Origin of the sequence: Streptomyces sp. NPDC002138 (genome assembly GCF_040296485.1) — a bacterium.
Taxonomy (GTDB): domain Bacteria; phylum Actinomycetota; class Actinomycetes; order Streptomycetales; family Streptomycetaceae; genus Streptomyces.
Map to the genome: position 1 here is coordinate 222,445 of NZ_JBEOXE010000002.1, position 10,820 is coordinate 233,264.

The 10,820-nt window shown below is 72.9% G+C and carries 11 protein-coding genes and 1 pseudogene; 4 read left to right on the top strand and 8 right to left on the bottom strand.

The features are described from left to right. Window positions 1-27: 27 nt before the first annotated feature. Window positions 28-957, bottom strand: a complete 930-nt coding sequence (locus ABT084_RS02100) for an AurF N-oxygenase family protein (RefSeq protein ID WP_351037719.1) — start codon at window positions 955-957, stop codon at window positions 28-30. A gap of 278 nt (window positions 958-1,235) precedes the next feature. Between ABT084_RS02100 and ABT084_RS02105 the strand changes: the two genes are divergently transcribed. Next, window positions 1,236-2,336 (top strand): ferritin-like domain-containing protein, encoded by a 1,101-nt coding sequence (locus ABT084_RS02105; RefSeq protein WP_351037720.1) that lies wholly within the window; start codon window positions 1,236-1,238, stop codon window positions 2,334-2,336. Window positions 2,337-2,417: 81 nt separating this feature from the next. Here ABT084_RS02105 and ABT084_RS02110 read toward each other — a convergent pair whose 3' ends face one another. Next, the gene (locus ABT084_RS02110; protein ID WP_351037721.1) at window positions 2,418-3,875 is read right to left on the bottom strand and encodes a penicillin-binding transpeptidase domain-containing protein; all 1,458 of its coding nucleotides are present in this window, start codon (window positions 3,873-3,875) and stop codon (window positions 2,418-2,420) included. Continuing rightward, complete coding sequence (locus ABT084_RS02115) at window positions 3,872-5,263, bottom strand: FtsW/RodA/SpoVE family cell cycle protein (RefSeq protein WP_351037722.1); 1,392 nt, start codon at window positions 5,261-5,263, stop codon at window positions 3,872-3,874. Before ABT084_RS02115 ends, ABT084_RS02110 begins: the two co-directional genes overlap by 4 nt. Window positions 5,264-5,382: 119 nt before the next feature. Between ABT084_RS02115 and ABT084_RS02120 the strand changes: the two genes are divergently transcribed. The 3 genes from ABT084_RS02120 (at window position 5,383) to ABT084_RS02130 (ending at window position 7,598) form a co-directional block, all read left to right on the top strand. Next, a complete protein-coding gene (locus ABT084_RS02120) occupies window positions 5,383-5,772 on the top strand; it encodes a DUF6325 family protein (RefSeq protein WP_351037723.1) in 390 nt (129 codons plus the stop codon). Continuing rightward, complete coding sequence (locus tag ABT084_RS02125; RefSeq protein ID WP_351037724.1) at window positions 5,772-6,032, top strand: SHOCT domain-containing protein; 261 nt, start codon at window positions 5,772-5,774, stop codon at window positions 6,030-6,032. Before ABT084_RS02120 ends, ABT084_RS02125 begins: the two co-directional genes overlap by 1 nt. 168 nt (window positions 6,033-6,200) lie before the next feature. Then, window positions 6,201-7,598 carry a C40 family peptidase gene (locus tag ABT084_RS02130; RefSeq protein WP_351037725.1) on the top strand — a complete coding sequence of 466 codons (1,398 nt, stop codon included), beginning with the start codon at window positions 6,201-6,203 and terminating at the stop codon, window positions 7,596-7,598. Here ABT084_RS02130 and ABT084_RS02135 read toward each other — a convergent pair. The 5 genes and pseudogenes from ABT084_RS02135 to ABT084_RS02155 all read right to left on the bottom strand — a co-directional run. Beyond that, window positions 7,529-8,809: a styrene monooxygenase/indole monooxygenase family protein gene (locus ABT084_RS02135; RefSeq protein ID WP_351037726.1), complete on the bottom strand. Its 1,281-nt coding sequence runs from the start codon at window positions 8,807-8,809 to the stop codon at window positions 7,529-7,531. The two genes, ABT084_RS02130 and ABT084_RS02135, sit on opposite strands and share 70 nt — an antisense overlap. Window positions 8,810-8,869: 60 nt before the next feature. Next, a complete protein-coding gene (locus ABT084_RS02140; protein WP_351037727.1) occupies window positions 8,870-9,499 on the bottom strand; it encodes a GTP-binding protein in 630 nt (209 codons plus the stop codon). Next, a complete protein-coding gene (locus ABT084_RS02145) occupies window positions 9,480-9,872 on the bottom strand; it encodes a DUF742 domain-containing protein (RefSeq protein WP_351037728.1) in 393 nt (130 codons plus the stop codon). Before ABT084_RS02145 ends, ABT084_RS02140 begins: the two co-directional genes overlap by 20 nt. Beyond that, window positions 9,869-10,372, bottom strand: a complete 504-nt coding sequence (locus ABT084_RS02150; RefSeq protein WP_351037729.1) for a roadblock/LC7 domain-containing protein — start codon at window positions 10,370-10,372, stop codon at window positions 9,869-9,871. Before ABT084_RS02150 ends, ABT084_RS02145 begins: the two co-directional genes overlap by 4 nt. Beyond that, window positions 10,369-10,820 (bottom strand): annotated as a pseudogene (locus ABT084_RS02155) (histidine kinase); the annotation flags it as partial. The pseudogene ABT084_RS02155 and the gene ABT084_RS02150, both read right to left, overlap by 4 nt.

A 10,820-nucleotide genomic window follows, 5' to 3' on the forward strand; every position in this document is an offset into this window, starting at 1 on the left:
GCGGACATGACCCGGACCGTGGCGGCGTCAGGCGAGCAGCCCCGAGCTCTGCCAGAGCCTGCGGCCGACGCCGCGCAGGACCCCGATGTCGTCGAGGAAGTCGGTGAGCCGCTTGGCGCCGGTCTGCATGACCTCGCGGCGGTGGCCGCTCGCCTTGACCTGGGCCGTCGCCTCCGCGCGGTCCAGGCCGATGTTCTCGTACACCTGGCCGTTGACGAAGGCGAGCGAGAAGACCCGCGCGGCCTCGCCGCAGCTGATCCGGGTGAGTTCGCGCTCCCAGCGCGGGGCGGTGATCATCTGGCGGCGCAGTTCCTCACGGGCGTACCGGACGTGCCGGGCCTCCTCGATGACGTGGATCCGGGTGACCCCGCGCACCAGGGGCTGGATCCGCTCGTCCGGGAAGGTCAGGCGCTGCATCCAGTCGAGGATCTCCTCGCCGAGGAGGGTGCAAGCGAAGGAACCGGGGGTGGTGGAGACCGTCTTGAGGACGCGCGCCAGGTTGTGGTTGAAGCGGGAGACCGGGTATTCGGGGGCGCCGCCCGTCTTGATCATGCGGGCGAACATCATCGAGTGGCGGCACTCGTCGGCGATCTCGGTGAGGGCGTAGCGGACGTGACTGCTGGTCAGCGGCTTGTCGTAGATGTGCCGGGTGAGCAGCTGCATGAGGATGATCTCGAACCAGATCCCGAGCGAGCCGAGCGCGGCCGCCTCGTGGCGGGAGAGTTCGATGCGCTGCTCCTCGCCCATCTTCTTCCAGATCGGGGTGTCGTAGAGGGAGAGCAGCTCGGGCGGCCAGTAGTACTTGCCCTCGATCATGGGGGCGTCCCAGTCGAGTTCCTTGTCGGGGTCGAAGGAGTGCTTCGCCGAGGATTCGAGCAGTCGTTCGGCGACGTGCTCCCGGTCCTTGAGGAGGCCGAGGGCGTCGCGCGGCGCCGCCCGGTCGGTCACGGTCGTCATGGCTCGGACACCTCTCACACATGGGGTCGACACGGGCCGACACGGATCCGCACGGTTCAGCGCGGATCCGCACGGTTCAGCGCGGATCAGCACGGAGCGGCACACGTCGACACCGGCCAAAACCTGGGTTACCAGCGGTCACCTCTTATGAGACTGCTTGTCAGCAAGCCCGTCAATCCCCTGCGCCCGACTTGTTGACCGCCTGTCTACCAACGTGTGACGCTGCCAACAGTCCAGTCCCGCACGGCAGTCCACACACGCGCACCCAGGGGGCGTTCATGTCGACACACCAGCTCTACACCAAGGATCCGGGCGACCCCGTATGGCAGGTCCCGGCCACCGGAGCGGCCCGTTTCAGCTGGGAGTACGACGAAGGGCGCGAGCGGCTCCTCGCCCTGTACCAGAAGGGCAAGGACAAGCAGTGGGACGGGGCCACGCGGATCGACTGGGACCTGGAGGTCGACCCGTACGACGCGCTGGGCACGCCCGACGACGTCCTGACCCTCTACGGCACGCGGCACTGGGCCAAGATGACCGACCGCGACAAGGGCGACCTGCGGCGGCACTACACCGCCTGGCAGTTCAGCCAGTTCCTGCACGGCGAGCAGGGCGCGATGGTCTGCGCGGCGCGGATCGTGGAGTCGGTCCCGGACCTGGACGCGAAGTTCTACTCCGCCACCCAGACCATGGACGAGGCCCGGCACGCCGAGATCTACGGCCGCTTCCTGCACGAGAAGATCGGCATGCTCTACCCGGTCAACGACAACCTCCAGGGGCTGCTCGGCGACACCCTGCGCGACTCCCGCTGGGACATGCCCTACCTCGGCATGCAGGTGCTCATCGAGGGCCTCGCGCTCGCCGCCTTCGGCATGATCCGCGATACGACGGACAAGCCGCTGCCGAAGCAGATCCTCGCGTACGTCATGCAGGACGAGGCGCGGCACGTGGCGTTCGGGCGGATGGCCCTGCGCGACTACTACAAGCAGCTGACGGACGCCGAACTGCGCGAGCGCGAGGAGTTCGTCATCGAGGGCTGCTACCTGATGCGGGACCGGCTGCGCGGGGTGGAGGTGCTGGAGAACTTCGGCATCCCGAAGCAGGAGGCGGCCGAGCTGAGCGAGCAGTCGGAGTTCCTGCACCTGTTCCGCAAGCTGCTGTTCAGCCGGATCGTGCCGTGCGTCAAGGACATCGGGCTGTGGGGGGACCGGCTCCAGAAGGCCTACCTCGACATGGGCGTCTTCGACATGGGCGACTCCAACCTCGACCTGCTGATGGCCCAGGACGAGGAGATCGCCGAGACCCTCGACCGCGAGCGGTTCGCGCACGAGGAGCGGCAGCGGATCGCGGAGGTGGAGGCGGCGATCGCGGACGGATCCTGAACGGAAGGGCTCCTGAACGCAGGGCTGCCGAGCGGCCCGGGGCAGCGGCTCAGCGGATCAGCGGCTCAGCGGATCAGCGGCTCAGCGGCTCAGCGCCGCCCGCATCACCTCGCGCGCGATCGGCGCGGCCGCGCTGTTCCCGCTGATGTCCCCCCGGTCGGCCGCCGCGTCCTCCACGACCACCGCGACCGCCACCGCCGGCCGGCCCGCATCGGCGCCCTGGGCCCAGGCGATGAACCAGGCGTACGGCGTGCCCGCGTTGCCCACCCCGTGCTGCGCCGTGCCCGTCTTGCCGCCGACGCGGGCGCCCGGGATCGCCGCGTTGCGGCCCGTCCCGTCCTCGACCACCTTGACCATCATCTTCTGGAGCCGCAGCGCGGTCCCCGGGCTCATGGCCCGGCCCGCGCCGCGCTGGTCGCCGCGGCGGATCTGGTCGCCGTCGCTCTGGGTGGTCCGCTCGATCAGGTAAGGGGTGCGGACCTCACCGCCGTTGGCGACCGCGCCCGCGACCATCGCCATCTGGAGCGGGGTGGCCGTGGTGTTGAACTGCCCGATGGCCGACAGGGCCAGCTGGTCCTGGCTCATGTCGGTGTCGAAGTTGGACCGCGACACCCACGCCGGGACCCGCAGCCCCTCGTCGTTGAACCCGAACCGGCGCGCCGCGTCGGCCATCCCGCGCAGCCCGACCTGGACCCCGATCTTCGCCATGACCGTGTTGCAGGAGTACTGCACGGCCTCCGCCATGCTCGCGTCCTGACAGCCTTCCGAGGCGTTCGGCAGCAGGGTCGAGGTGCCGGGCAGCGGGTACGGGTCGGGGGTCCGCGTCGGCGCGTCCACGTCCTTCACGACGCCCGCGTCCAGCGCGGCCGCAGCTGTCACGATCTTGAAGGTGGACCCGGGCGGATAGGTCTCGCGCAGCGCCCGGTTGAGCATCGGCTTGGCCGGGTCCGCGTTCAGCCGGGCCCAGGCACCCTTGACCGCCGGGCCGGTGCCCGACAGTACGGCCGGATCGTACGAGGGGCTGCTGACCAGGGCGAGGATCCTGCCGGTCGCGGGCTCGACGGCGGCCACCGCGCCGCGTTTGCCCGCGAGTCCGGTGTAGGCGGCGCGCTGCATGGCGGCCTTCAGCGTGAGCACCGCGTTCCCGCCGTCCGGGCGGCTGCGGGCCAGTTCGTACCAGAGCGGGAAGGCGGTCAGCCCGGGGTCGGTCCCGGCGAGGACGGCGTCCTCGGCGCGCTCGACGAAGCTGGTGCCGTAGGTCTGCGAGGAGTAGCCGGTGACGGGGGCGTACAGCGGTCCGTCCGCGTACGTCCGCTCGTAGCGCAGCAGTTGGTGGCTGTCCCGGGATCCGGTGATCGGGCGCCCGTCGACCAGGATGTTCCCGCGCGGCTGCGCGTACCGCTCGATCACCGGCCGCTTGTTGGCCGGGTTGGCCGCGAGGGAGCGGGCCTCCCAGACCTGGACCCGGGCGACGCCCGCGAAGAGGGCCAGGAAGAGCGCCGCGCAGAAGTAGCCGCACCAGCGGATGTAGCGGATCACCCGGCCCCGCCTTCCGCGCCGCCGCACGCTCCTTCGGCCGGCGGGCGCGGGCGCCGCGCGCTGTCGCTGAGCCGCACCAGCAGGGCGACGATGACCCAGTTGGTCACCACGGAGGAGCCGCCCTGGGCCAGGAAGGGCATGGCCATGCCGGTGAGCGGGATCAGCCCGGTGACCCCGCCCGCGATGACGAAGACCTGGAGGGCCACGATCGAGGCGAGCCCGGTGGCCAGCAGCCGCCCGAAGGGGTCGCGCAGCGCGAGCCCGGCCTGGAAGCCGCGGGCGACGAGCAGGGCGTAGAGGACGAGGATCGCGCAGAGACCGGCCAGGCCCAGCTCCTCGCCCGCGGTGGCGAGGATGAAGTCCGATTTGGCGGCGAAGCCGATCAGGAAGGACTGGCCGTGGCCGAGTCCGGCGCCGAGCAGTCCGCCCGCGCCGAAGGCGAAGAGGGACTGCGCGAGCTGGCCGGGACCGCGGCCCTGCTCGATGGAGGCGAAAGGATTCAGCCAGTCCTCGACCCGGCCGTGGACGTGCGGTTCGAAGGTCCCCACGGCATACGCCCCCAGGCTCGCCAGCACCAGCCCGATGGCGATCCAGCCGATCCGGCCGGTGGCGGTGAACAGCATGATGACGAACAGCCCGAAGAAGAGCAGCGAGGTGCCGAGGTCCCGTTCCAGGACGAGTACGCCCACGCTCAGCAGCCAGATCGCCAGGATCGGCCCGAGCACCCGGCCGGGCAGCAGCCTCAGCCGCAGCCCCGCGATCCGGCGGCCGGTCAGGGCCAGGGCGGTGCGGTTCGCGGCCAGGTAGGAGGCGAAGAAGACGGCGAGCAGGATCTTGGCGAACTCCCCCGGCTGGAAGGAGAGCCCGGCGAAGCGGACCCAGATGTGGGCGCCGTTGACCGCGGGGAAGAAGACCGGGACCAGCATCAGCGCGAGGGCGGCGGCCACCGCGAGGTACGCGTAGCGCTGGAGCACGCGGTGGTCGCGCAGCGCGGCGACCACGACCACGAAGAGCGCCGCCCCGAGCCCGGACCACAGCAGCTGGTCGCCCGCGGTGAGGTGGGCGGGGGTGGTCAGGTCGAGCCGCTGGATGAGGACCAGGCCGAGACCGTTGAGCAGGAAGGCGATGGGCAGCAGCAGCGGGTCGGCGTAGGGCGCCCGCAGGCGCACGGCCAGGTGCGCGAGCAGTGCGGCGACGGCGAGCCCGGCGGCGTGCCGGGAGGCCTGCGGGGGGAGGTGGCCGATGGTCGCGAGACCGACGTAGAGGTGGCCGAGGACGGAGATGAGGACGGCGCCCGCCAGGAGGGTCAGCTCGACGCCCCTGCGCTTGGCGTGCGGTACGCCGGGGGGCGGAGCGGGCTCCGCCACCTGTGCCGTCAGTGCGGTCATGGGGGCAACGTAGCAAGCGCCGGTAGATTATGTCCCTTTATGTCATAGTGAGCCGGAGAGTTGTCGAAGAGTCGTCAGAAGTGGTCGGGCACGCGCCTGTCAGTCGAGGAGTCGGGGTCATGGGGCCTGTGGAGTTCATTGTCCTCGCCTTCCCGGAGGAGCAGCTGCGGGTGTCCGCGGTCTCGGCCGTGATGGGCCTGCGCAAGAGCGGGAACGTCCGGCTGATCGACGGCCTCGTGGCGACGAAGACGGCGGCGGGTGAGGTGCTGGCCGCGGAGTTCGACGAGTTCCAGGAGCTCAGCGGCCTGCTGAACGGCCGGGAGGCGGCCCGGCTCATCGGTCCGGAGGACGTCCGGGAGGCCGCCGACCTGCTGGACCGGGGCAGCTGCGCGCTGCTGGTGCTGGTCGAGCACGTGTGGGCCGAGGACGCGGCGATCGCCGTACGGGCGGCGGGCGGCCGGATCGCCGGCTCGGTCCGGATCCCCGCCGAGCGTCTGGGGGTGGCGTGATGTTCATCCGTCCGGTGCACGCGGTGGCCCGGCCCGCCGAACGCCCGGCGGGGCGTCCGCTGCTGCGGGGGTCGCTGGCGCGCGGCGCGTACGTCTGGGAGGGCGGCGAACCCGCCCGCGGCGCGGCGGCCACCGCTCCGCTGTCCCCCCGGGCCGCCGCCCTGGCGGGCCGGCTGGACCGGCTCGGCGCCCTGGCCCGCGAGGGGCTGCTGACCCCGGAGGAGTTCGCGGCGGCGAAGGCCCGCCTGCTGGAGGGGTAGTCGGCGGTCCGGGGGGTGTCCCCCACAGGGGTGGGCCGGGGGGCGTCCCCCACAGGGGTGGGCCGGGGTCCGCCGGACGGGTGAGGGGGCCGACTCGGCCGACTCGGGTGGGCGATTCGTCATACCGGTCGTGGCACGATCACGCCCCGTTCCCCCGGAGGTGATCCCATGTCACGTCGGCTGCTGCGTGCCGTCTGCATCGCCGCGACCCTGGTCGCGGCCGTACCGCTGTCCGCCGCCGCCGCGCCGCCGGCCGCTCACCCGGCCGCTCCCCCGGTCGGTCCGCCCGCCGGTCCCTCGGCCGGAGCCCCGGGCGCACCGGCGGCTCCGGAAACGCCGGAGACCCCAGAGACCCCGGAGACCCCGGAGACCACCGATGCCACGGGGGCCGCGGAGACCACCGATGTCACGGAGGCCGCGGGAGCCGCGGGATCCACGGAAGCCGTCGGCGCTCCCGAGGCTCCCGGGGCCCTCGCCGTGGGCGGGCTGCTCACCCGGCTGCAAGGGCTCTACCAGAAGGCCGAGGAGGCCGCGGAGGCCTACAACGCCACCGAAGTCGCCCTCACCGCCCGCCGCGAGGAGGAGCGGCGGCTCAGCGCCGGCCTGGGCCGGGCGCGCACCGAGGCCGGGGCCCAGCGGGCGTTGGCCGGACGGCTGGCCCGGGAGCAGTACCAGGGGGCTCGCGGGTTCTCGCCGTACGCCCGGATGCTGATGTCGGGGGACCCGAACGCCGCCCTCGACGAGCGTCGGCTGGCGGCCCGCGAGGGGGCCCGGCGGGCGGGCGTACTGGCCCGGCTCGCGCAGGGCGAGCAGCAGGCCGGGGTGCTGGCGGCCGCCGCCCGCAAGGCGCTGGAGGCCCAGCAGGCCCTGGCCGCGGAGCAGAAACGGCACAAGGAGGAGGCCGCGGCCCGGCTCAAGGAGGTCGAGCGGCTGCTGGCCTCGCTCACCGCCACCCAGCTGGCCCAGCTCCACGACCGGGAACGCGGCGAGACCGCCGAAGCGCAGCGGGAGCTGGTGGCTTCGGGCCGCCTCGGCAGCCCCGGCCCCGCGCGGACCCGTACCCCGAGCGCGGCGGGCGGGGCCGCGCTCACCTACGCGAGCGAGCAGATCGGCAAACCCTACGTGTGGGGCGCCGAGGGGCCCGCCTCCTTCGACTGCTCGGGGCTCACCTCACAGGCCTGGGCGCACGCCGGGCGCTCGATCCCGCGCACCAGCCAGGAGCAGTGGGCGCAGCTCCCGAAGGTGCCGCTGGACCGGCTGCGGCCCGGGGACCTGGTGGTCTACTTCCCGAAGGCGACCCACGTGGCCATCTACGCCGGGAACGGCAAGGTGATCCAGGCCCCGCGGCCGGGGGCCGCGGTGAAGGTGTCGCCGATCGCCGCGAACCCGCTGCTGGGGGCCGTCCGGCCGGATCCCGACGGGGTCGCGCTGGCGTCGTACAGCCCGCCGCCCCTGCCCGAGGGCGCGGGGACCGGAGCGGCGGGGGACGACAGCGGTTACTCCGCCGAGGAGGCGCCCGCGGTGGCCGGGGCGGGCGAGGCCGCCGAGGCGACCTCCGCGAGGTAGTCCGCGGTGTCCTCGGGGTCGTAGAAGTACGCGTCGAAGTCGGCCGGGTTGTCGAAGCCGTTGGCGAAACGATCCGCCACCGGCTGGAGCTGCCCGGCCGCGCCGATCAGGCCCAGCACGTGCTCCGGCGGTACGCCCAGCATCGCGTTCGTCCACTGCGTGACGGGCTTGCCGTTGGTGAACCAGTAGGTGGCGAAGGTGGCCTTCATCCACGCCTCGTCGAACGGCTTGTCCCCGTGCATGAGGATCGAGGAGAGGTACGAGGCCGCGCACTTGGCGGCGGAGTTGGAACCCTGCCCCGTGATCGGGTCGTTCGTCACGACCACATCCGCGACGCCGAGCACCACGCCCCCGCCGGGCAGCCGCCCGACCGGGTTGCGGACGACCGGCGCGTACCGGCCCGCCAGGGTGGCGCCCGCGTCCGTCAGCTCCACGCCCTTCGCCCGCTCGTACTCCCAGGGCGTGAACCGCTCCATCAGCTCCAGGGTGAGCGCGAGGTGCTTCGCCGGGTCCTTGACCCCGCCGAAGGCGTCGGCCGGGCCGCCCGGGAGGCCCTCCCAGAACAGGATGTCCGCGCGCCCGGAGGTGGTCAGGGTGGGCATGACGAACAGCTCGCCGACGCCGGGGACCAGATTGCAGCGGACCGCCTCGGTCTCCGGGTGCTCGGGCCGCGGGCCCAGGCCGTGCACGTAGGAGACGGCGAGGGCGCGCTGCGGGGCGTCGTACGGCGAACGCGCCGCGTCCCGCTCGAACATCGAGACCAGCTCGCCCTTGCCGGCGGCGACGAGGACGAGGTCGTACGTACGGGAGAAGAAGTCCAGGTCGGCGATCGAGGCACCGTGGATGACGAGCTGGCCGCCGCGCTGCACGAAGGTGTCGAGCCAGCCCGCCATCTTCACGCGCTGGTCGACCGACTGGGCGAACCCCTTGAGGCGGCCGAGCCAGTCGACCGGGCGGGAGGCGTCGGGGGCGGCGACCGAGACGCCGACGCCCTCGATCCTCGGGGCCCCGCCCTCCCAGAAGTTCAGGTCGAGGTCGCGCTCGTGCTGGAGCGCCGTGTCGAACATGACTTGCGTGGACATGACCCGGCCGCCGCGGATCTCGTCCGGCGTGCGGTTGGACATGAGGGTGACCTCATACCCCTTCGACTGGAGGCCGAGGGCGAGCTGGAGACCGGACTGCCCGGCTCCGACGATGAGTATCTTGCGCATGACGGTCTCTTCTCCGGGCGGTACGGGCGGTACGTACGGGCGGCGTGCGGGGGATCCGGCCTATTCGGGGGTCTCGTCCAGGGCGTGGCCCACGAGGGTCAGCAGGGACTCGACGACCGTCGCGCGATGGCGCGCGTCCATGATCACGACGGGGACGGCGTCGGGGATGGTCAGCGCCTCCCGCACGTCCTCGGGCTCGTAGGAGGTGGAGCCCTCGAAGTGGTTGACGGCGACGGCGTAGGGCAGGCCGCAGCTCTCGAAGTAGTCGAGGGCCGGGAAGCAGTCGCGCAGGCGGCGGGTGTCGGCGAGCACGATGCCGCCGATGGCGCCGCGGACGAGGTCGTCCCACATGAACCAGAAACGTTTCTGGCCGGGCGTCCCGTAGACGTACAGGACCAGGTCGTCGTCCAGCGTGACCCGGCCGAAGTCCATCGCGACGGTGGTCGTGTGCTTGTCCGGGGTCCCCGTCAGATCGTCCGTCGGGGCGCTCGCCTCGGTCATCACCGCCTCGGTACGCAGCGGAGTGATCTCCGAAACCGAGCCGACGAAGGTGGTCTTGCCGACGCCGAAGCCGCCCGCGACCAGCACCTTGACGGCGACGGGGGCGCGGGAGCGGTCGTACTGCCAGGGCTGGACGGGGTCGTCCGCGGGGTCCGCGGGAGCGGTCGGATCAAAGACGGCGGAGCCCACTGAGCACCCTTTCGAGCAGCGCGCGTTCGGGGCGGCCGGTGCCGTGCCCCGTCCCGTAGACGCGGATCCTTCCCTGGTCGGCGAGGTCGCTGACGAGTACGCGGACCACCCCGAGCGGCAGCTTCAGCAGCGCGGCGATCTCGGCGACCGTGCGCATGCGGCGGCACAGCTCGACGATCGCCCGCATTTCGGGCGTCCGGTCGGGCCGGGCCGCCGGCGCCTTGACCCCGGGGTCGAGGGTGGCGACGAAGCTCTCGACGAGCAGGACGTGCGCGAAGCGGGTCCGTCCGCCCGTGAGCGAGTACGGGCGGACGCGGGCGGGGCGTCGGTCGGCGCCGCGTATCGGCAGCCGGTCGGAGGCCGGACTCCTCACGGGGTGTTCTCCATCGACTGGCGCAGCTCGCTGCGGACTTCGGGGGTCAGGACGTGGCCGGCGCGGCCGACGAAGAGCGCCATGTGGTAGGCGACGACGCTCATGTCGCAGTCCGGCGTGGCGTGCACGCCGAGCAGGGAGCCGTCGCTGATGGCGGTGACGAAGACGGAGCCGTGCTCCATCGCCACCATGGTCTGCTTCACGCCTCCGCCGTCCATGAGCTGGGCGGCGCCGGTGGTGAGGCTGCCGAGCCCGGACACGATGGTCGCGAGGTCGGCGGAGGCTCCCCGGGGGCCCTTGAGGCGGGCCTGGGGCACGGGGCGGTCGGCCGCGTCCCCTTCCCCGCCGGTGGAGCCCGTCTCGGAGGAGAGCAGCAACAGGCCGTCGGAGGAGACGACGGCGACCGAGACGATACCGGGCACCTCCTCGACCAGGTCGGTCAGCAGCCACTGCAGGTTGCGGGCCTGGGTGCTCGGTCCGTACGTACTGGGCGCGGTCATGTGCGTGCCTCCTGTGCGGTGTCCCCCGGATCGGTGGGGCCCTCGGCGAGTTCGGCCTCCACGACGCGCCGCCCGTCCCTGGACCCCTGGTAGAAACCGCCGAGCCGGCGGCGGAGTTCTTCGGCGTCCACGCGCTTGGGCTCCGCGGCGGGGGCGGCGGCGGTGGCGGGGGTCGCGACGGTGCGCGGGGTGCGCTTCGGGAGGCCCTTGCCGGTGACGGCCTCGGGCTCCGGCAGGGGATGGCTCCCCTGGCGGGGTACCCAGTCGCCGTGCCCGTCGGGGGCCTGGGCGTGCGTGTGCTCTCCCGAGGGGGCCGCACCCCCCACCCGTCGCGGCAGCCCGCCCCCGGGCGCCTTCCGCACGGGCAGCCCACCGCCGGCCCCGGCGGCGGGGCCGGCGGTACGCCGGGGCTCGCGGGGGTCGGGCTGCGCGGCGGGGTCGGGGGGCC